Below are 21,629 nucleotides of genomic sequence, written 5' to 3'. Positions count from 1 at the left end.
CCACCGCCTCGACGCACGCACCGCCGCCGTTCATTCGAGATCTCGCAGGCGCAGGACAGCTTCCTCGACACGCCGCACGGCAATCACTTCGATGCCGGCGATAGCCTGCCGCGGCGTATTGGCTTCGGGAATCATCGCACGCGTGAACCCGAGCTTGGCGGCTTCCCTGAGACGCTCTTGACCGCGCACCGCGGGACGCACCTCGCCCGCCAGTCCAACCTCACCGAAGACAATAAGCTTGGCTGGCAATGCTCTGTTTTTCAGTGATGAAACAATTGCCAGAACGACCGCCAAATCGGCCGCCGGCTCACCAATCCGAACACCTCCGACGGCGTTGACGAAAACGTCTTGATCGAAGCAGACGATTCCGGCGTGGCGATGCAACACCGCCAGCAACATCGCCAGGCGCTGCGCATCGAGGCCCACGGTCAGCCGACGCGGATTGCCGTGCGCCTGGTCGACCAGGGCCTGGATCTCGACCAGCATCGGCCGCGAGCCTTCCTGGGTGACGAGAACGCAGGAGCCGGCGACATCGCTTCCATGTTGCGACAGGAAGATCGCCGACGGATTGCTGACCGCTTTGAGTCCTTTGTCGGTCATCGCGAAGACTCCGATTTCATTGACCGCGCCGTAGCGGTTCTTCACCGCGCGAATCAGGCGGAAGCTCGAGTGGGTGTCACCTTCGAAATAAAGAACCGTATCGACGATGTGCTCGAGCACGCGCGGCCCGGCCAGCGCGCCCTCCTTGGTCACGTGCCCGACCAGGATTACGGCGATGCCCGTCTGTTTGGCGAGCCGCGTAAGCTGCGCGGCGCACTCGCGCACCTGCGCCACGGAACCCGGTGCCGAGTTGAGCTGCTCCGACCACAGCGTCTGGATCGAGTCGATCACCGCCACCTGTGGGGCCGCCGTGTGCAGCGTGGCGACGATCTTCTCGAGATTGATTTCGGCCAACAGACGGAGCTTGTCGGTGACCAGCGACAAGCGCCGGGCCCGCATGGCGATCTGTTGTCCCGACTCCTCACCGCTGACGTAGAGCACCCGACGTGTTCTACACATCGCCGACAGCGCCTGCAGCAACAAGGTGCTCTTGCCGATCCCGGGGTCGCCGCCAAGCAGCACGACACCGCCTCCGACCAAGCCACCACCGAGCGCGCGGTCAAACTCGCCAATCCCGGTCGGCAGTCGATCCTCCTCGCGCGCCTCGATTTCGGACAGCGTCTGGAGTTCCGACGTGCCACTCAGCGCGGCGAAGCGCTTCGGCCGACCGGCGGACGGTTCGGCGAACGTTTCGACCAAAGTGTTCCAGGCCCCGCAGCCGGGGCACTGCCCCTGCCACTTGGCCGCACTGGCGCCGCACTCGGGGCACGAAAAAACGGTTCTTTGACCGCCTTCGGCGCGTCCCATGTTCAGACTTCGACGACCGGCACGCGCCGCGCCAAAGCGCAGAACAACTCGTAGCTGATGGTCCCGGCGGCGGCAGCCACCTCGTCCGCGGGCAGCCCTTCACCCCAGAGGACGACTGGACTATCGACGCCTGCCGTCGGCAAATCGGTCAGATCGCAAGCCAGCATGTCCATCGAGACGCGACCCAGGGTCTGCGTCCGCTGCCCGGCAACGACGATCGGGGTGCCGCCGGGAGCGTGCCGAGGATAACCGTCGGCGTATCCGCAGGCGACGACGCCGACGCGCGTTGGCCGACGCGCGACGAAGGTGCCACCGTAGCCAACTCGTTCACCGACGTCGATCTCTTGAACCGCCAGAATGCGGCTGCTGAGGGTCATCACCGGTTTGAGATCGAGGCTGGCGGCATCCTGATCGGCAAACGGACTGCCGCCATAGAGCATGATCCCAGGCCGTACCCAGTCGCGCGCCGTCTGCGGGTAGCGCAGGATGGCTGCTGAGTTCGCCAGCGAAACGGGAAAACCGGCAGCTTCCGGCCAGTCCGCGAGCATGCGGGCGAAACGCTCGAGTTGCCAGGCCAAACAGGCCTCGCCGCCGGGACCGTCGGCTTCGGCGAAATGCGTCATCAAGGTGATCGGACCGTCTGCCGAGGCGGCCGCCAGTTCGTTCCTGATCGCCGGCAATTGGCTCGCCGTCAGACCGAGGCGATTCATGCCAGTGTTGAGCTTGAGATAGATTGGCGGGCGCACCGGCAAGCCAGCCTGGCGCAGCATCTGCAGTTGTTCGAGACGATGAACGACCAGCGTCAGATCGTGCGCCGCACAGACGGCCACATCGGCCGCTTCGAACAGACCCTCGAGCAGCAGAATCGGCTGACGAACGCCGGCCTCGCGCAAGCTGACCGCTTCCGCCAGATCGAGCAAAGCGAAGCCGTCGGCGCTATCGCCGAGCGCTGCCGCGGCCCACCGCAAGCCGTGGCCGTAAGCGTTAGCCTTGACGACGGCCCAGGCCTTGGCTCGGCCGCCAGCGACGGCGGCCTGCTTCTTCGCCAGCCGATAGTTGTGGCGCAGCGCCGCCGCGTCGAGACGGGCCAGAATCGGCCGCGGCATCAGGCCGACAACTCCCTGAGCTTGTCGCGCGCGAAGTCGACGAAGGTCAGCACCACTTTCGAGCGAAAGCGCTCCTTCTGGTAGACCAGCGACAATGTACGTGTCAGGCGTGGTCGCAGCGGAACGGCGACCAGACTCCCCAACTGACGTTCTTTCTCGAAACTCGCCCGTGAAACGATCGAACAGCCGAGCCCGGTCGCGACGACCCCCTTCAGAGCTTCCGGACTCGCCAGTTCCATCAGTGTCTTGAGCTGATCCGGCTCGACGCCGCAAGCGCGCAGATAATCGTCAGTCACTTCGCGCGTGCCGGAACCTGCCTCGCGGGCAATGAAGTCGTACGCCAGCAGGCTCTTGGCGTCGACCTCGATACGCTTGGCCAGCGGATGCGTCGGCGTGCAAATGACCTGTAATTCGTCGTCGCCGCAGACCTCACACTGCAGGCTAGGGTGGCTGGTGAGTGATTCCACCAGCCCGATATCCAGCGTATGTGCCGCGATGGCGTTGCCTATCGCTTCCGAGTTGGCGACCGTCAGACGCGCACGGACCTGCGGATAACGGACGTTGAACTCACCGAGAATCGGCGGCAGCATAAACTCGGCGATCGTCGTACTGGCGCCGACCAGCAGACTGCCGCTCATCTGCCCGGTCATCTCGGCGACCCGCAAATCGAGGTCGGCGGACAGCCCGAGGATGCGCTCGGCGTAGTCGAGGACCAGTTCACCGGCTCGGGTGAGAGAGATTCGGCCGCCACCGCGATCGAAGAGCCGGGTATTGAAACGCTCTTCGAGCTGTTTGATCTGGAAGGTCACCGCCGGCTGCGTCATGTGCAGCGCTTCACCGGCCTTGGTAAACGATAGGTGTTTGGCAACCGCGTGAAACACCTGCAAGCGACGATCAGCCATAAGCCCTTTCCTTTAATCGACTTATATAAAGCGATTGAATCACAAATCCGGCACGCCGAACAGATCCGGCCCGAGCGCTCGCCGCTTGCCGCCGGCAGGCGCGCTAACAATACGGCCTCTTTCATGGTATAAGCCCAACACTCGAAGAACGCTCGCATTCAGACAAACAACACCAAAAACACCAACCACTCTCCTTATGCCTTTCGGCTTCTACATCATCATGGCCGCGCAGTTTTTTTCCGCGCTGGCCGACAACGCCCTGTTGATCATCGCTATTTCCGCGCTGCGCGAGATGCACGCGCCTAGCGCCTACGAACCGCTGCTGAAAACCTTTTTTACGGTTTCCTATGTCGTTCTGGCGGCTTTCGTCGGGGCTTTTGCCGACTCGATGCCGAAGTGGCGAGTGATGTTCATCAGCAACGGCATCAAGATCGTCGGTTGCGCCATGATGTACTGGGACGTCCATCCCCTCTTCGCCTATGCCGTGGTCGGTCTCGGGGCCGCCGCCTACTCGCCCGCGAAATACGGCATCCTGACCGAATATCTGCCGCATCGACTGCTGGTCGTCGCCAATGGCTGGATCGAAGGGTTGACGGTCGGCGCGATCATTCTCGGTGTCGTCGTCGGTGGCACGCTGATCCGGCCGGAGATCGCCCACGCGCTGCTGGGCTTCGACTTCCCGCTGATCGATACCGGTGTCGATACGATCGGTGAAATGGCGCTCTGTTTCGTTGCTCTTTTCTACCTGCTAGCCGCGCTGTTCAATCTGTATATTCCCGACACCGGCGTCGACCACCGCGTACTGCACAAGAACCCCTGGTATCTGTTGCGCGAGTTCAATCACTGCCTGGTGCTGCTCTGGCGTGACCGCCTGGGTCAGGTTTCTCTGGCCGTAACGACGCTCTTCTGGGGCGCCGGCGCCACCCTGCAGTTCATCGTCATCAAGTGGGCGGAAGTCGCGTTGCAACTCGACCTCTCGAAGTCGAGCATGCTGCAAGGCGTGGTAGCCGTCGGCGTGGCACTCGGTGCGGTCGGCGCCGCACGACTGGTGACTCTGCGCAAATCGGTGCGCGTCATCCCGCTGGGCATCGCCATGGGAGTCATTGTCCTGGTGATGAATTTCGTCCAGCACATGTGGCTGGCCGTTTCTCTCCTCGTCCTGATCGGAGCCCTCTCCGGTTTCTTCGTCGTGCCAATGAACGCGCTCTTGCAACATCGCGGCCACATCCTGATGGGGGCCGGTCACTCGATCGCCGTGCAGAACTTCAACGAGAACCTGTCGATCCTGGCGATGACCGGGCTGTACTACGTGATGATCCGATCCGACCTCTCGATCTACTGGGTCATTACCCTCTTCGGACTGTTCGTCAGCGGCATGATGTATCTTGTCAAGTTGCGCCATCAGGCCAACCAGCGCCTGCGGGACGACGTGAGCCACCTCGACGACAGCGCACTCTGAGCACGCGGCCGCGTCGCCGGTCGGCAACGCCGGAGATTGACGGCGGCTGTCCCCCCTACCTATACTCGCGGGCTTTCCGCCGACCTTCCTACCGCTGCCTTGCCGCACGACCACGCGGCCCGGGGATCGAGAGGGCGTGTCGAAGCGATTGAGGAGTACCTGATGCGCCGGACGAAAATTGTCGCCACGATCGGCCCTGCCACTTCTGCACCGGACACCTTGCGGCAACTGCTGGTCGCCGGTGTCGACGTTGTGCGGCTCAATGCCGCGCACTCTGACATGGAAACGCACAGCAACAATGCCCGCCTGGTGCGCGAGATCGCCGCCTCGCTCGGACGCAGCGTCGGGGTACTGGTCGACCTGCCCGGCCCCAAGATCCGTACCGGTCTCGTGCTGGGTGACGCGGTCGAGCTGGAGTCGGGCCGCGAGTTCCTGCTGACCGCGACAGACGACGGAGCAGGCGACCGGCATCACGTGGCGACGACCCTGACTGAACTGGCACAGTGGGCGCGCCGTGGCGACGAGGTCTACCTCGCTGACGGCGCCATCGTACTGCGCGTCCTCGAGTCGCTCGGCCGGGATGTGCGCACCGAAGTCGTTCGCGGCGGTACCCTGCGCTCACGCAAGGGCATGCACCTGCCGCGCGCCGAGGCGCACGTCGACCCGTTCACCGATCGCGACGCTCTGGCTTTGGAAATGGCGATTTCCGCCAAGGTCGACTTCCTCGGCCTGTCATTCGTCCGCCGGGCCGACGATGTCGAGCGCGTCCGCGCGATGCTGCCCAAGCGCGGCATGCGGCCGGCGCTGGTACCGAAGATCGAGACCGCGACCGCGGTCGACAACTTGGCCGGGATCATCCAGGCCGCTGACGCCGTCATGGTCGCGCGCGGCGACCTGGGAATCCAGATGCCGGCCCGCCGCGTGCCGTTGCTCCAGAAGGAGATCATTCGTCTGTGCAACACCGCCGGCAAGCCGGTGATCACCGCCACCCAGATGCTCGAATCGATGACCCGCTCTCCCTTGCCGACGCGCGCCGAGGTCAACGATGTCGCCAACGCGGTGCTCGACGGCAGCGACGCGCTGATGCTGTCGGAAGAAACGGCGGTCGGCCTGTACCCGAACGAAACCGTGCGCATGATGAGCGAGGTGGCGGAGGCCGCCGAGGGCTGGCCGCACGAGCGCGCTGACCCGGCGGCGATCGTCGGCGCCGATGCTGACCGCGTCGCCTGGGCCGTGGCACACGCCGCGGTGCAGGCGGCCGAGGATCTGGGTGTGGCGGCGATCCTCTGCCCGACGCGCAGCGGTCAGACAGCGCATCGTGTCGCGGCCTTCCGACCGAAGGTGCCGATTGCCGGCATTGCGACCTCCAGCCCGGTACTCGGCGGACTCAGCCTGGTCTGGGGAGTACGGCCGCTGCTGGTTCCCGAAAGCTCGCGCAACGAGCAACTGCAACCGGCCATCGCGGCAGCCCGCAGTGCCGGACTGGTGCGCGACGGCGATCTCGTCGCGGTGGTTTTCGGGTCGGCCGGGCCGCGCGCAGGCAGTACCGACAGCGTACGCATCATCCGCGTCTGAGCACGGTCGGGACAGCGCCCGAAGCGGCCCGGCCAGCCTCAATAGATGCGGAAGAGCCGCTGTATCTGGTCGAATTCGTACAGATAGGCTTTCGCTACGTCGCGGTTGGTCGCCAGGACCATCAAGTCGTGCGAGAACACCGAGGTGTTGTACCAGTTGAAGCTGCCTTCGATGACCGTCGCGTCGTCGATCACGCAATACTTCGAGTGGATCGGCGAATAGGGCACCGGGTGATCCTGCTGCCCATACACCAGGCCGACGGCCACGCCGGCGTCCCTCAGGCGTTGCACGGCGGGTAACAGCGGCCGGTTCAGTTCCTCGTGCATCGACCGTTCGATACCCACCCGGCCCTGCCGAGCGAGATGCCCGTTGAGCAGGAGATGCACGTAGACGCCACGATTCTTGGCGTGTATCAGGGCATCGACGACGCTGTCGCCATGCTCGCCGAGCAGGTCGCCGATCAGGAACAACACCAGCCTGATCGAGTGTCTGGCACGGTGTATCTCGGCCAGGATGGCGTGATGCGGACGGTAGTAGCGACCATCCAGCATGGCGTGCCGGCCAAAAGTGTAAAGCAGATTGAAGTGGCTGAGCGGGTCGATGCCGTACTTCTGGTTGACACCCCCCCGCTCGCTCTGGAAAACGTTGTCGAGCAGGCGGCAGACACCCCGTGAATGGAAAGTCATTCCCGATTCCCAGTTCGCCCACCAGCGGTCGAACGTGATGTTGAAGGAACCGAGTATCGCGTCCTCGTCGTTGAAGATGATGAACTTGGTGTGCATGTCCGGAGCGACTTCGATCAGGTGGTGCTGAGGGGTGCACACCACCCCCAGCAATTCGATTCCGGCGCGCTTCAGCCGCGCATAGTTCGGACTGTTGGTCAGCGTCATCTTTCGCCAGTCGACGATGCACTGCACCCAGACGCCATGATGACTGGCATGCACGAGGTGCTGGGTGAAGTCGTGGTCATCGATGCAATCGACGCTTACCTTGATCGTGCAGAAGCGGCCTGGATGCTCGCGCTTGCAATGGATCACCTTGTCGATGTGATCGTGGATGAAGCGCTTCGGATGGTAGGGATGATACTGCTGCCCCTTGGTGAACTTCGGGATCAGGCGCAGCGATTCAAAATGGTGGTTGTACCAGTCGACGTCGCTCTGCAACTCCCAGGCCTGGAGCTCGTGCGTGCGATAGTGGTTTTCGGTCGCCCACTCGGCGGTGATCCGCCGGTATTGCGGATGCCCGTCCCGCACCTGCCCGCCGTCCATGAAAATGTACTCGAGTTGCGAGGCCGTGGAGTGCTCGTCGAGGTGCACGACGTAGGCAAACTTGACGCAGGTGATATGCCCAAAGGTGTTCGAAAATGGGTGGATGTAGAAGTCCCGTGTGCGGCGCTTGTGGTGGTCCCAATGGACATCGTAAGGGTCGGTGTCGACGACATAGGTTTCGCAAATATGGTGCTCGCGGTAAACCCTGAGGATCACTTTGACGTTGAGTTGAGCGCCGTACGAGACGTCGAAGAGGATCTTGCCCCAGCGCAGATAGAACTTCTCGTTGAAGTCGTTGACCCGCGGAAACGACCCACCGAGGTTTCCGTGTACCGGTACTGCATAGTTCTCAGCTTTTTTCATCGCCTGACTGAAAAAAGTCCTGTTCAATGCTGGCCACGTGTTGTCGCCAGCGTAATAGCGCTTGCCGCGCCGTGCGCCGTCACTTCGGCACGAAAGTCATCAGATAACCCGCGTGGTCGGAGACCGTCCCGTAGTCCCGCTCGGTAAACACGACGCGACCCGAAGTGACGCGCAGCGCACTCCCCTTGCGCAGGAAAATGTAGTCGATGCGACGGTCGTCGGCCAACTCGTGATGCCAGTGCGAATCCCCCGCCTCGAAAATCCGGTGGAACAGCGACGGCGACTTGACCAATAGGAACTGGTCTTCGTATTCGTTCGCCGCGACCACCAATCGATAACCTTCCGCACCCGCCTTGATGTTGAAATCACCGCCGAGCATCGTCGCCACCACGCGGCTACCGTGCTCGTCGCGCGCCCACCGCCGAAGCGTCTCGAATTGTTCGGCAAAACCGTCTTCCCACCAGCTCAAGTGCGACGAGAAGACGTTGATCAGTCCGACCGCTGGCACTTCGATCTGTGCCATCACGACTTTTCGCGAATGAATACTGAAGGGATCCTGGCTGGCGGAAACGTATCTCGCCGAATGTTTGCGAATCGGGTAGCGGCTGAGTAGCGCAACGCCTTCGCGATAGCGCTCGAAGCCCAGATGGGACCAGTCACTGACCAGATGATAAGGAGACTCCAGGCGTTCGTTGATGATCCGCGCCGTGTTCGTCTGCCAGTCGCCCTGGCCGTCGTTCCAGAGTTCGGCCACCTCCTGCAGGCACACGATATCCACCTCGAGTTCGCCGATCGCCTTGGCAATCTGTGACAGCTTGTCGTCCTGGTTGTCCTCCTGACAACAATGCAGATTGAGGATCAAGACCTTCAGCGCCGGGCGCTGGATCGCATAACTGGTGCCGAAATTATCGTCCCAGACGATGCCACGCCGCGTCTCGCAGCGAATCCGATAGTCGACGCGGAAGGCATCCGCCGCCCGCAGTGCGCCGCTCCACACCTGGCAGCCGTAGTGATTCGGGTTGCGGGCGTTGCTGAGCCAGGCCTCGTCCCAGTAGTCCGTCGCCAGGCGACACGGGGTCTGGCGCGTCGTCCGCCAGTTGTCGGTCGACCACTGGATGCTGACCGCCCTGGCCGCCAAGCCGGTGTCCACCCCGACGACGAGCCGAACCGGCGAGTCCTCGTCACTCAGGCGGCTCTCGAAACCGGTATTGACCACCCCCCTCCCCGGCCCGGGCAGAATCCCGGAATCCGCCTGAATGGCGTAGTTCCGGCCATCATTGTTGTTCCAGTACTCCTTGCCGAGTGCGCGATAGCACAAGGCAAACTGGACGTTTCCCGGCAGCGGCTTGTCGGGCGCGACGGCAAACGTCAGACGGGCAAGCCAGTATTCCCGCTGCTGATCGGCGCCGCCGTGATAGGACGCCGGCACGGCATGCCAGACGCCGTCCTCGCCGGCCCACACGACATCGACGCTTTTGTCGTAACAGAGGTTGTCGACCAGCACGACGAAGGACAACTCCTGCTGCGCCATCGCCGCTTTTCTGTTGATCAGGTTTTGCGCGTAGATGAGAGAGATTTTCTCCATGGCTTCCCGCCTTCCGGGTCGGTTGCATCGTTTGGACACTGGCTTGGAATGGGCGAAAGTGCCGGCCTGCGCCGACTCAAACCCCAACGCGCGTCATGCCGGCTTGACGGCCGCCTGACGCCGCGTCCGGAGTATCCCCGACCTCGCCACTCGCCGTCAAATCCCATGAGCATGGTGCTGAATTGGCGAACGAATTCCGTCCGGAAAGCGCTTGCCCCAAAGTAGCGCTTTGGCCGAGAATGCGCCACGTCCGATCCGCAACAACGACCGACAGGAGCGCCACGGGCCGTCGCTCGGCCGACCCACCACTTTCCAGGAGCAACGCATGAAATGTCTTCGTCTGACGCTCGAGAACGCGACGGGTCTGCCGGCCGACGCCGATACCGGCATCGACTTCGGCGACCGGGAGTGCCTCGCCATCGGACGCCTGACCGGCCTCGACTGGACTCTGCCGGATCCCAGCCGGCTGATGTCGGGCAGGCACTGCGAAATTCGTCGCTCGGCCGACAGCTACCTGCTGTACGACTTGTCGACCAACGGCACCTTCATCGACGGCAGCCCGACCCGTCTGAGCGGTCCGCACAACTTGCGCGATGGCGAGAGGCTGCGGATCGGTGCCTACGTCGTCCGCGTCGAACTGAGCGGTGGTGACGAACAGCCGGCGGCCGACGAGCGGACGCGCCTAATTGGCGCAACGGCTGCCGAACCCTGGCTGGAACTGACGGTCGACAACAAGCCTGGCGACCTGCAGCCACCGGCGGTCCGGCTCGGCCGCCAGGGGATGCTGAAGATCGGCCGCGACGACAATGCGGACTGGACGCTGCCCGACCGGACCGGCGGCGTTTCCCGCGACCACTGCTCAATCCGCTTCGCCGACGGCGCCTTCCTGCTCGAGGACAGATCCGCCAACGGTACCTTCGTCAATGGTGGCAGCGAGCGGATCACCAGCGCCTATCGCTTGTCCGACGGTGACCGGCTGTTGATCGGCAGCTATCTGATCGCCGTACGCATCAGCGGCCTGCCGAGGAGCGTGCCGCCGACCGGCAAGGCGGAAGAGCAAGCCCCGGCCTCACCGCCCGAGGCGGTTTCTTCGCCACCGCCAGCGGCGGCCCGGCCTCGCGGGAGCGCGCGGCGCGGCGGCGACCCGGCGGCAACGCTGGCCGACCTGCCGGCTATCCCGGTGGCAGCCGCTGGAGGAAGCGACGCCGCCGGCGCGAAAGCCGCTCCAGGCGACGACGGCGTGACCCGCCTGGCACGGGTGCCCAAAAAACCGGCGGCAACGACAGGGGAAGTCCAGACCGCAAAAACGGGCGACGCGGGCGACGCCGATCGGCCGCCTGCCGAGACGGGCGACGAAGGCGGCAGCCGAGGCGAAGGACGATCGCCTGCGGCGGCCACGGCGGACGACCGCTTTCTGGCCGCCGTGGCCAACGCTTTGGGGCTTTCGCCGGCCGACATCGGTGAAACCGATGCCGCCGCACTCGGCGGACAACTGGCGGAACTCGTGCTGCTCCTCACCGACGAAATCCGCCAGTTGCTGGTCATGCGCGACGCCTCGGTCGGCCCGCCGTCGGGCGTGCGCGCCGGTACCAGCAATCCGCTGGCCATCATGCCGACCAACGAAGAAGCCCTGCGAGTGCTCTTCGGACCACCGAGACGCGCCTTTCTCGACAGCCGCCAAGCGTTCCAGGCGAGCCTTGACGAGTTGCGCCAGCACTTCCGGCAGATCGACGCCGCCGTTCGAGTGGCGACCCGGGTCTTGTCCAAAGAACTGGCCCCAGAAGCCATCGACCAGGCGGCGTCCGCGGAGAGTTTCATCGGCCAGTTGTTGAGCTCACGCAAAGCGCGGCTGTGGGACATTTATGTCGAACGCTGGAACAGCCGCGCCGCCCTGCAGCCCGAGCAACCCGTCCGTTCCTTCCTGCAAACCTTTGGCGGCGCATCGCTGCCGGGCGACGATGGCAAGACGGCTTGAAACGAGTGGTACCGAAAAACGCACGAGGAGCCCACGATGAAGTTTTTCAGCTACAGCGACCCGGACCAGCAGGTCACCGCCATCGTACCTCCAGAGAGCTTGCGCCCGTTGTTGCGCGAGTTCTCCGACGACGAACTCGACAGTTTGCACGCCTTCGTCGCCGAACTGCGCTTTGCCGCTGGCCGCCCGATCGTCGCGCGTGGCGAGCGCAACACGACCTTGTTCATCGTCGTTTCCGGCAGCGTCCGAATGACTTGCAGCGCGGCGGACGGTAGCGAGCGGGAACTGGACCGCCTGTCCGATGGCGAAGTTTTCGGCATCTCGTCCTTTCTCGACGGCGAGGCCAGCCCGATCACCGTCACCGCTCTCGAAACCACCGAGTTACTGGCTTTGCGGCGCGCCTCGTTCGCCCAGTTGGCCGCCTGGAAGCCGGTCCTGGCCATCGCCCTGCTCGAGGATCTCGCCGTCTACGCCAGTCGACGCTTGCGGCGGCTCGATATCGCCTGCTGAGCGCCTAACCCGGGAGGCACGCCATGAACCCCGAAGTCTTCTTCGCCAACTACACCAAGCGCCGGTCGGCCTTGCCGAAGCCTGTCTGGCAGGTCTTGCGCGTCGCCACGCTGCTGCTCACCCTGGGTTTCGCCGTCCTGTTGACGGTCGATCCGGCGATCGGACTGCCGCTCTGGTGGGGGCTGGCGATCCCCGTGCTGCCCGCCGTACTGGTGATCGCTCCCGGTCTGTGGCGACAGATCTGTCCGATGGCCTTTGTGAACCAGATTCCGCGCATGACCAACAGCAGTCGCAATCGACCCTTGCCTGGCAAGTGGAAGGACACCGCTTTTCTCGTCGCCGTCACCCTTTTCCTGACCTGTGTCGCCGCCCGCGCGCCGCTTCTCAACCACGAAGGCGCATTGGTGGCGGCGGGGATCGTCGGCGTACTGAGTCTGGCGTTTGTCGGCGGCCTGATCTTCGCCGGGCGCAGCGGCTGGTGTGGCACTTTCTGTCCCCTCGGACCGATTCAGCGCACCTATGGGCAGGCACCCCTGGTCGTCGTGCCGAACGGCTATTGCCCGAGTTGCGTCGGATGTCAGAAGAACTGCTACGACTTCAACCCACGTGGCGCGATTTTTGCCGACCTCGCCGATCCCGACCCGCGCTACGCCGGCCAGCGCCGCCTGTTCATCGGCCTGCTGCCCGGATTGATCTGCGGCTATTTTCTGCAGGGGCCAAGCCAGGGCTACGGCTACGAGATCTATCTCGCCATCCTGCTCGCGTCCTGCTGCGCGTCGGCCGGACTCTATGCCATCGCCACCAGCTTTTTCCCCTTGTCGCCGCACCGCGTCGCCGCGGTTTTCGCTGCCGTCGCGCTGGCCATATTCTACTGGTTTGGCGGCCCCATCGTGCTCGCCACGCTGTCCCGATTTCTTTCGTTTGCGCCGCCCGACTGGCTCGTCGCGGCGACGCGCAGCGTCGGTGCCATTGGCGGCCTGGTCCTGCTCGGCGCCAGCCTGTACGCCGAAGGATTGTTTCGCCAGGCGTCCGCCAAGGCCGCCGAGCCAGCGCCCGAGCCAAGCCGAAAGACCCAAATGCGTACCCGCTTCGGCGGCAAGCAGACAGCGGAGGTAACCGATCGCGAGACGAAAATCGCTTTCCCGGTCGCGCCCGGCGCCACGCTGCTCGATGCCATCGAAAGCGCCGGCCTGAAGATCAACTACGGCTGCCGGGCTGGCCTCTGTGGTGCCGACGCGGTGGTCGTGTGCGCCGGCAGCAAGCACCTGTCTCCGGCCGGCGACGACGAAACGGCTACGCTGCGCCGCCTCGGACTGGAAGGCAAGGCACGGCTGGCGTGCATGTGCCGGGTCAGCGGCCCGGTGGTGATCGATCGCGATCCGACTTCCGCCGCCGACGAGCCGGCGGCGGCGACGCCGGCCGCGCCAGCGGTGGACCATGCGCTGGGCAGCGGCGTTTCGCGAGTCCTGATCGTCGGCAACGGCGTCGCCGGCACCAGTGCCGCCGAACAGTTGCGCCGCCTCAGCGCCTCGCTGCAGATCGACATGATCAGCAGCGAACCGCTGCACTTTTACAACCGCATGGCGATCGGCCGGCTGATCTACGGCCGCACGGGCATGGATGGCCTGCAACTGATCCCGGACAACTGGTACGACCGCAACCGGGTCGCGGTGTGGCGCAACTCGATCGTCCGCTCGATCGACCGGCAGAACAAGACGGTACTGCTGGCCACCGGCGAGAGCCTGCCCTACGACAAGCTGATTCTGGCCACCGGGGCGCACGGAACGACGCCGGACGCCGACTTCCTGTCCTTCGAAAACGCTTTCGTCCTGCGCACGGCCGAGGATGCGCAGGCTTTGCGCAACTACGTGCAACGGCGGCTGGCACGGCGCGCGCTGGTCGTCGGCGGCGGCGTACTCGGCGTCGAAGCGGCCGACGCCTTGCATCACCTGGGTTTGCACGTCACTCTCCTGCAGCGATCGGACCGACTGATGAACGCCCAACTTGACGAACAGGGTGCCGCCCGTCTGGCCGCCTATCTCGAAGGCATCGGTATCGAGGTGCTCACCGACACTCAAGTCAGCCGCTGGGAGGGTCGAGGTGAAACGCTGCGTGCCGCGTGGCTGGCCCACGGCCCCTGCGCGCGGGCGAATGTCTTCGTCGCCTGCCTCGGCATCGGCGCCAACGTGCAACTGGCGCGCGCCGCCAGGCTGCAAGTCGGCCGCGGCATCCAGGTCGATGCCTGCATGCGGACCAGCGACGCGGACATCTACGCCATCGGCGACGTCGCCGAGTTGCCCGGTGCGATCGGCGGCCTGTGGGCGGTCGGCGTGGCTCAGGCGAACACGGCCGCCGGCGCGCTGCTCGGCCTGGATACCACCTACCAGGCTCCGCGCATCGTACTGCAGCTCAAGTGCGACGGTATCGATCTGCGCAGTTTCGGCGAAATCGTCGCCCGCCCAGGCGACGAGGAATACACCGCGGCGCCGCACGATGCGGCGTGGTGGCGGCTGATCCTGCGCCAGGGCGTGCTGGTCGGCGCGATCTACGTCGGGCCGCCGCGCTCGGCGAAGGATTTCACGCGTGTCGTACAGGCGGGGACGGATTTGACGCCGCTGCGCGGCGACCTGCGGCGCGGCGATCTCTCGCGCCTGGCCGGACTGGCCGGTGGCTGAGTGGCCGATGGTCGATCGTTCCCTCCATCCGGCCGAGGATCGCTCTTGATCGCCCTGATTTACGCGCATCCGCATCCGACCCGATCGCGCGCCAATCGCGTCCTGCTCGACGCCGTGTGCGAGCTGCCGTCGGTGACGGTTCACTCGCTGTACGACCGCTATCCGGACTTCGACATCGACGTCGCGGCGGAACGCAGACTTCTGCTCGAATCGCAACTGATCGTCTGGCAACACCCGATCATGTGGTACTCGGCGCCAGCGCTGCAGAAGCTGTGGTTCGACACGGTGCTCGCCAACGGCTGGGCCACCGGCGACGGCGGTACGGCACTTGTCGGCAAGTCCTGCCTGTGGGTGACGACCACCGGAGGTCCGTCGGACACCTACACGCCGCAGGGAGCACACCGTTTTCCGTTCTCCGCCTTCACCCCGGCGATCGAGATGACCGCCCGCTACTGCGGCATGCACTGGCTGCCGCCGCTGGTCGTACACGGAGCCCACGAGATCGACAAACTGGCGCTGCACCAGTGTGCGGCCGAGTATCGCCAGCGCTTGCTGAACTTCGTCGCGGCGGGTGAAGATGGCTGAGCTGCTGCACGACGCTCTGGTCTACCTCGCTGCCGCCGTCGTTTGCGTGCCGCTGGCCAAGCGCAGCGGCCTCGGTTCGGTCCTCGGCTACCTGATCGCCGGCTGGCTGATCGGACCCTGGGGCCTGCGGCTGGTCGACGACGTCGAGTCGACGCTGCACTTCGCGGAATTCGGCGTCGTCCTGATGTTATTCCTGATCGGCCTCGAACTCGAAGTGAAGCGGCTGTTCGCCATGCGGCGCACGGTGTTCGGTGGTGGCAGCCTGCAGATGGTGGCCTGTGCTTCGGCACTCGCTCTCTGCCTGCTGGCGCTCGGCCTGCCCTGGCAGGCCGCGCTCACCACCGGACTGGCGCTGGCCCTGTCGTCGACGGCGATTGCCGTGCAGACGATGAGCGAACGCAACCTGATGACGGCGCCCGTCGGCCGCAGCAGCTTCGCCGTACTGCTCTTCCAGGACATCGCAGCGATCCCGCTGATCGCCCTGGTACCGTTTCTCGGTAACGCCGGCGGCGACGGCGGCGCCGGCTGGCTCGGCGCCGTGAAGGCGATCGGTGCGATCGTCGGCGTGGTGCTCATCGGCCGCTTTCTGACGCGGCCTCTGATGCGGCTGATCGCCAAGTCCGAAGTGCGCGAGATCTTTACCGCTTTCGCGCTGCTGCTGGTTATCGGCATCGCCCAGTTGATGAACAGCGCCGGACTGTCGATGGCGCTCGGTGCTTTCCTGGCCGGCGTGCTGCTCGCCAGTTCCGAATACCGGCACGCGCTGGAAAGCGACATCGCACCCTTCAAAGGGCTGCTGCTGGGGCTGTTCTTCATTGCCGTCGGCATGTCGATCGACTTCGCGCAGGTCATCGCCCGCCCCGGCCTGCTGACGCTGGTGGTCGTCGGCCTGCTGGTCGTCAAGGTGGCGATGCTGGCGGCGATCGCGCCGCGCCTCGACGTTCCAGCGAGCGAGCGCTGGCTGTTTGCGGCGCTGCTCTCGCAAGCCGGCGAGTTTGCCTTCGTCGTGCTCGGCGTCGCGCGCGAGGCAAATGTCCTGCCGCGCGCGTGGGAAGGACTGCTGGCTGCCGCCGTGGCGCTCTCGATGGCGGCCACGCCGCTGCTGCTGATCGCTTTCGATCGCCTGACCGCACGCCGGGCCTTAACGCAACGCGCCGCCGATGCGATCGACGACGAGGGGGCAGCGGTGATCATCGCCGGCATGGGACGCTACGGACAGATCGTCGGCCGGGTGCTGCTGGCGCAAGGCGTTCCGATCACCGTCCTCGATCATGACCCCGATCAGATCGAGACGCTGCGCCGTTATGGTTATCAGGTCTTCTACGGCGACGCGACGCGCCTCGATCTGCTCGAAGCGGCCGGCGCCGCCAGGGCCAGGCTGCTGGTCGTCGCGATCGACGATGTCGCCGACAGCCTGGCGCTGGTCGATCTGGCCAAGGCCAGTTTCCCCAAGCTCGCCATCGTCGCCCGTGCGCGCAACGTCCGCCACTGGCTCGAACTGGCCGATCGCGGAGTGGCGTCGATCGAGCGCGAAACCTTCGAGTCGTCGCTGCGCAGTGCCCGCCAGGCGCTGACGCTGCTCGGCGTCGATCCCTACGAAGCGCGGCAGATCGCCGAGGCTTTCCGGCGGCACAACCTCAGCACGCTCGAGACCATGCTGCCACATTTCCGCGACGAAGCAAAAACCGTGGCCATCGTCAAGAGTGGACGCGAGGAACTGGAGGAAAACCTGCGCCGCGACCATCAGGCCCGGCAACAAGGCGGGGCCGGCGGCTGGCATTGAGTGCCGCCGGGACGGGCACGGCTCAAGCCACGGCGACCGCCGCCTCTTTGCGCCGAGCCAACAGCGTATAGACCGTCGGCACGACGAACAGCGTGAAGAAGGTACCGAGCAGCAGGCCGCCCACCACGACCCAGCCGATCTGTTGCCGGCTCTCGGCGCCGGCGCCGCGCGCCAGCGCCAGCGGGATCGCCCCGAGCACCATGGCGCCGGTAGTCATCAGGATGGGCCGCAGCCGCAGTACCGAGGCGTCGATCACGGCCTGCCTGATGTCGTGAGTCCGGGCGTGCAACTGGTTGGCGAACTCGACGATCAGGATGCCGTGCTTGGTGATCAGACCGACCAGCGTCACCAGCCCGATCTGGCTGTAAACGTTGAGCGTGCCGCCGCTGAGCAGCAGGGCGAGCAGCGCACCGGTCATCGACAGCGGCACGGTCAGCATGATGATAAAGGGATCGCGGAAGCTCTCGAACTGGGCGGCCAGTACCAGATAAATGAAGGCCAGCGCGAGCATGAAAGTCAGCGCCAGAGACGACGACGAGAGCTTGAACTCGCGCGACTGGCCGGCGTAGTCGACGGCATAACCGGACGGCAGGAGGCGCCCGGCGGTTTCTTCGAGGAATTTCAACGCTTCCCCCATGGCGTACCCAGGCGTCAGGTTGGCGGTGATGATGACTGCCCGGCGCTGCGCGAAGTGGTTCAGTTCGCGCGGACTGACCGACTCATCGACGGCCAGCAGATTGGCCAGCGGAATCATGCTGCCATCCTTCGCCCGCACGAAGATGTCGCGTATGTCGGACGGCGTCCGCCGGTCGGCGTCTTCCACCTGAACGATCACGTCGTACTGTTCGCCGTCGCGCTTGAAACGGGTGACCTGGCGGCCGCCGAGCATCGTCTCGAGGGTGCGGCCGACGGTTTCGATCTGCACGCCGGTATCGGAAGACTTGTCGCGGTCGACGATGACCGACAGTTCGGGCTTGTTCAGTTTGAGGTCGGTATCGACGTTGGTGAAACCGGGGTTCTTCGCCACCTCGTCAAGAATCGCGGCGGTCATCCGGTCGAGTTCGGCGTACGACGCCGAAGTGACGACGACGAAATTGATTGGTCGCTCGCGCGGGCTCTGACCGAGCGACGGCGGCAAGACCGGAAAGGCGAGAACGCCGGCGATGCCCATGAACTTCGGGAACAGCTCCTTGACCACCGCGCCGCTGCTGCGGCCGCGTTCACCCCAGTCGCTCAGGCCGACGAAGGAGATCCCCTGACTGACCGTCGGGTTGCCGGCCACGACGAAATAGCGCTCGACGTCCTGGGTATTGGCGTAGATGTCTTCGAGCTGCCTGGCGTAGCGGTCGGTATAGTCCAGCGTCGCCCCCTCCGGTCCGAGGAAGACACCGAGAATGATGCCGCGATCCTCGATCGGCGCCAGTTCGGATTTCAACGCACCGAGCAACAGGACGTTCGACGCGGCGACGACGGCAAACGCCAGCATCACCAGCCAGCGCCGCGCCAGCGCCGCACCGAGTACGCGCCGATAGCCCGCGGCCAAGCGGTTCAGCGCGTCTTCCACCCATACGTAGGCCTTGCCGTGGCGCGTCTCGTGCCGGAGCAGCAAGGAGCACATCATCGGCGACAGCGTCAGCGCGACGAAGCCTGAAACCAGAACGGCGCCGGCCAGCGTCAGCGCGAACTCGACGAACAGCTTGCCGGTGCGCCCGGTCATAAAAGCGACCGGGGCGTACACGGCGGCCAGCGTGATGGTCATCGCGACGACCGCGAACCCGATCTCCTGCGCACCCTGGAAAGCCGCCTGCCGGCGCGGCATGCCGTCTTCGATGTGGCGGAAGATGTTCTCCAGAACGACGATCGCGTCGTCGACCACGAGGCCGATGGCCAGCACCAGGGCCAGCAGCGTCAGCGTGTTGATGGTGAAACCGAGCACCAGCATCAGCGTGAACGCACCGATCAGCGACACCGGAATCGTCACCAGCGGGATCAGCGTGGCCCGGAAGTTGCGCAGGAAGAGAAAAATGATCAGCAGCACGAGCAGCATCGCTTCGCCGATCGTATGGAAAACGGCGTCGATCGAGCGATCGATGAACACCGACGAGTCGTAGGCAATGCTCGCCGTCATCCCCTTCGGCAATTCGCCGGTCACTTTCGGCAATTCGCCGCGCAAGGCGCGCGACAGCTCGAGCGGATTCGCCGTCGCCTGTTTGATGACACCCAGCGCAACCGCCGGCCGGCCTTTGAAGCGTACACTGCTGCGTTCGGAGGCGGCACCAAGCTCGACCCGGCCGAGGTCGGCGATGCGCACCGGGTAGCTGCCCCGGGAGTTGGCCGCCTGCTTGACGATGATCTCGGCGAACTGTGCCGGTTCGCTCAGATCGGTGCGCGCGACGACGGAGAATTCGCGGCTCTGACTCTCGATGCGGCCAGCCGGGACCTCGACGTTCTGCCGACGCAAGGCATCCTCGACATCCTGCGGCGTCAGCGCGAAAGCCGCCAGCCGGTCACGATCGAGCCAGACGCGCATGGCGTATTTGCGCTCGCCGAAGACGCGCACGTCGGCCGCGCCCGGCAGCGTCTGCAAGCGCGGCTTGACGATGCGATTGGCCACATCGGTGACTTCCAGAGCCGAGTGCTGATCGGAGGAGAAGGCGATCCAGATGATCGGGTTGGCATCGGCTTCGACCTTGGCGATCACCGGTTCGTCGATGTCGGTCGGCAGCTTGTTGCGCACGCGCGATACACGGTCGCGCACGTCGGCCGCCGCCGAGTCGGGATTGCGCTCGAGTTTGAAGCGAACCGAAATCTGGCTGTTCTCCTGGCGCGAGATCGAAGTGATGACGTCGACCCCCTCGATGCCGGCCAGCGAATCCTCGAGCGGTTTGCTGATCTGCGACTCGACGATTTCAGCCGAGGCGCCACGGTAGGTCGTATCGACGGTCACCACGGGTTCGTCGATCTTCGGATACTCGCGTACCGGCAAGCGCGTGTACGAAACCAGGCCGACGAGCATGATCGACAGCGAGAGCACCGTCGCGAACACCGGCCGCCGAATGCACAAGTCGGAGATCTTCATCGGCCGGTTCCCTCGGCTGCCTTGCCGCCGGTCCTGCTTTCGTCCTCGGCTCCCGTGGCAGCCGCGCCGCCACCGACCGGACGCACGGCTGCCCCGTCGCGCAGCTTCAACTGTCCGGCGGTCACGATTTCGTCGCCGGCCGCCAAACCTTCGACCACCTCGACCTGGCCGTCGCGCCGCGTCCCGGTCCGTATCGGCGCCCGCCGCGCCTTGCCGTCTGCCACGCGATACACGTAGGGCGCTTTGCGGTCCGGCACTACCGCGTGTTCGGGAATCAACAGCACATCGCTGCGTTTCTCGAAAAGCAGGCGGACGCGCACGAACATGCCGGGACGCAACTGCCCTTCGCCGTTCGGCAGCAGCGCACGCAAGGCAATGGCGCGTCCGCCGGCGTCGATCAAGGGGTCGATGGCGTCGAGCACGGCGGGAAACAGCCGGCCGGGCATCGCATCGCTCGCCACCTCAAGCCGCTGCCCCGGCTCGAGTCGGCCAAGATAGGCTTCCGGCAGACGAAAATCGATCTTCAGCGTACGGATGTCTTCGAGATTGACCAGTTCCTGCCCTTCCTTGACGTAGTCCCCAACGCTGACGTTGCGCAGGCCGACGATACCCGAGAACGGCGCCCGGATACGCATCTTCTCGAATCTGGCGAGCGCCACCGCGACTGCCGCAGCCTGGACTTTCAGTCCGGCCTGCGTGTTGTCGAGCGCCTGCTGGCTGATGAACTGCCTGGCGAAAAGATCGAGACTGCGTTGGTGGTTCGCCTGCGCCAGCGCAAAACTGGCCCTCGCTTGTTCGAGTTCGGCCGCCTGTGTCGCGGCGTCGAGTGCAATCAGCACCGAGCCCTTGGCAACCGCGACGCCGTCACGAAAGTTGATCGCCGCGATCCGCCCGGCCGTCTCGGGACGCAGGACGACCGATTCGTTGGAGCGCAGCGAGCCGACCGCCGTCGCTTCGACGACGAGTTCGGCAGGTCGCACGCGCACCGTTTCGACGGGTGACGCCATGCCACCCGGCGCGCCGCCGGCGCCGGACTTGCCGGCGACACCGCCGGGAGCGACGGCGGCACTCGGGACTGCCGGCTCGCGAAAACCCGTATAGGCGAGATAGCCGAGCCCCAACGCACCGACGACGACCACCGCCAAAACCCGAAAGCGACCGCTATTCTCGATCGGCATGGTGATCCGCCTCCTCCGCCATGGTGGCCCAGTGTAGGTATTCAAAGTGGCTGTGCAGGGGTGGCGAAGTCGCGACCCGCCGGAAACCTCGCTGCCGACGACAGAACGACGAGGTTTCGCCGACGCCATCCGCAGCATCCTGGCACTCGGTATCCGGGCGCCACGCGCGGCGCTGGCTG

General features: G+C 65.0%; 14 protein-coding genes. 7 read left to right on the top strand and 7 right to left on the bottom strand.

All coding sequences use genetic code 11. From position 1 onward, the window contains the following. Positions 1-30 precede the first annotated feature (30 nt). The 3 genes from radA to Q1M07_RS06285 are packed head-to-tail and all read right to left on the bottom strand — an operon-like array spanning position 31 to position 3,415. A complete protein-coding gene (gene radA, locus Q1M07_RS06295; protein WP_300452158.1) occupies positions 31-1,407 on the bottom strand; it encodes a DNA repair protein RadA in 1,377 nt (458 codons plus the stop codon). Between the two features lie 2 nt (positions 1,408-1,409). Further along, entirely contained in the window at positions 1,410-2,513 is a 1,104-nt protein-coding gene (alr, locus tag Q1M07_RS06290) for an alanine racemase (protein ID WP_300452156.1), read from the bottom strand. Continuing rightward, complete coding sequence (locus Q1M07_RS06285) at positions 2,513-3,415, bottom strand: LysR family transcriptional regulator (RefSeq protein WP_300452154.1); 903 nt, start codon at positions 3,413-3,415, stop codon at positions 2,513-2,515. The genes alr and Q1M07_RS06285 overlap by 1 nt, the downstream gene beginning before the upstream one ends. 196 nt (positions 3,416-3,611) lie before the next feature. On the opposite strand from Q1M07_RS06285, the gene lplT reads away from it, so the two are divergent. Beyond that, on the top strand, positions 3,612-4,874 hold the full coding sequence (gene lplT, locus Q1M07_RS06280; RefSeq protein WP_300452152.1) for a lysophospholipid transporter LplT: 1,263 nt from the start codon (positions 3,612-3,614) through the stop codon (positions 4,872-4,874). 162 nt (positions 4,875-5,036) lie between these two features. Further along, positions 5,037-6,449 carry a pyruvate kinase gene (pyk, locus tag Q1M07_RS06275; RefSeq protein WP_300452150.1) on the top strand — a complete coding sequence of 471 codons (1,413 nt, stop codon included), beginning with the start codon at positions 5,037-5,039 and terminating at the stop codon, positions 6,447-6,449. A gap of 38 nt (positions 6,450-6,487) precedes the next feature. On the opposite strand, the gene Q1M07_RS06270 is transcribed toward pyk, so the two are convergent. Beyond that, entirely contained in the window at positions 6,488-8,080 is a 1,593-nt protein-coding gene (locus tag Q1M07_RS06270; protein ID WP_300452148.1) for a phosphatidylserine/phosphatidylglycerophosphate/cardiolipin synthase family protein, read from the bottom strand. Positions 8,081-8,159: 79 nt separating this feature from the next. Next, positions 8,160-9,665, bottom strand: a complete 1,506-nt coding sequence (locus Q1M07_RS06265) for an endonuclease/exonuclease/phosphatase family protein (RefSeq protein ID WP_300452146.1) — start codon at positions 9,663-9,665, stop codon at positions 8,160-8,162. 325 nt (positions 9,666-9,990) lie between these two features. Here Q1M07_RS06265 and tagH point away from each other — a divergent pair, with 325 nt between their 5' ends. Genes tagH through kefC form a run of 5 tightly spaced genes read left to right on the top strand, consistent with a single transcriptional unit; the run spans position 9,991 to position 17,193 of the window. Next, a complete protein-coding gene (gene tagH / locus Q1M07_RS06260; protein WP_300452144.1) occupies positions 9,991-11,640 on the top strand; it encodes a type VI secretion system-associated FHA domain protein TagH in 1,650 nt (549 codons plus the stop codon). 36 nt (positions 11,641-11,676) lie between these two features. Beyond that, on the top strand, positions 11,677-12,150 hold the full coding sequence (locus tag Q1M07_RS06255) for a cyclic nucleotide-binding domain-containing protein (RefSeq protein ID WP_300452142.1): 474 nt from the start codon (positions 11,677-11,679) through the stop codon (positions 12,148-12,150). Positions 12,151-12,173: 23 nt separating this feature from the next. Continuing rightward, positions 12,174-14,825, top strand: a complete 2,652-nt coding sequence (locus Q1M07_RS06250) for an FAD-dependent oxidoreductase (RefSeq protein ID WP_300452140.1) — start codon at positions 12,174-12,176, stop codon at positions 14,823-14,825. 45 nt (positions 14,826-14,870) lie between these two features. Then, the gene (locus tag Q1M07_RS06245) at positions 14,871-15,410 is read left to right on the top strand and encodes an NAD(P)H-dependent oxidoreductase (RefSeq protein WP_300452138.1); all 540 of its coding nucleotides are present in this window, start codon (positions 14,871-14,873) and stop codon (positions 15,408-15,410) included. After that, positions 15,403-17,193 (top strand): glutathione-regulated potassium-efflux system protein KefC, encoded by a 1,791-nt coding sequence (gene kefC / locus Q1M07_RS06240; protein WP_300452137.1) that lies wholly within the window; start codon positions 15,403-15,405, stop codon positions 17,191-17,193. Before Q1M07_RS06245 ends, kefC begins: the two co-directional genes overlap by 8 nt. A 22-nt stretch (positions 17,194-17,215) precedes the next feature. Here the strand turns inward: kefC and Q1M07_RS06235 are convergent, their stop codons facing one another. Together Q1M07_RS06235 and Q1M07_RS06230 are read right to left on the bottom strand one after the other, a co-directional pair. Continuing rightward, positions 17,216-20,272 (bottom strand): efflux RND transporter permease subunit, encoded by a 3,057-nt coding sequence (locus tag Q1M07_RS06235; RefSeq protein WP_300452135.1) that lies wholly within the window; start codon positions 20,270-20,272, stop codon positions 17,216-17,218. Further along, positions 20,269-21,450, bottom strand: a complete 1,182-nt coding sequence (locus Q1M07_RS06230) for an efflux RND transporter periplasmic adaptor subunit (RefSeq protein ID WP_300452133.1) — start codon at positions 21,448-21,450, stop codon at positions 20,269-20,271. Before Q1M07_RS06230 ends, Q1M07_RS06235 begins: the two co-directional genes overlap by 4 nt. Positions 21,451-21,629: the final 179 nt, after the last annotated feature.

Source organism: Accumulibacter sp. (assembly GCF_029255285.1).
Taxonomy (GTDB): Bacteria; Pseudomonadota; Gammaproteobacteria; order Burkholderiales; family Rhodocyclaceae; genus Accumulibacter.
The sequence above is the reverse complement of the archived record's forward strand: the minus strand, read 5'-3'. Positions and strand labels throughout refer to the sequence as shown.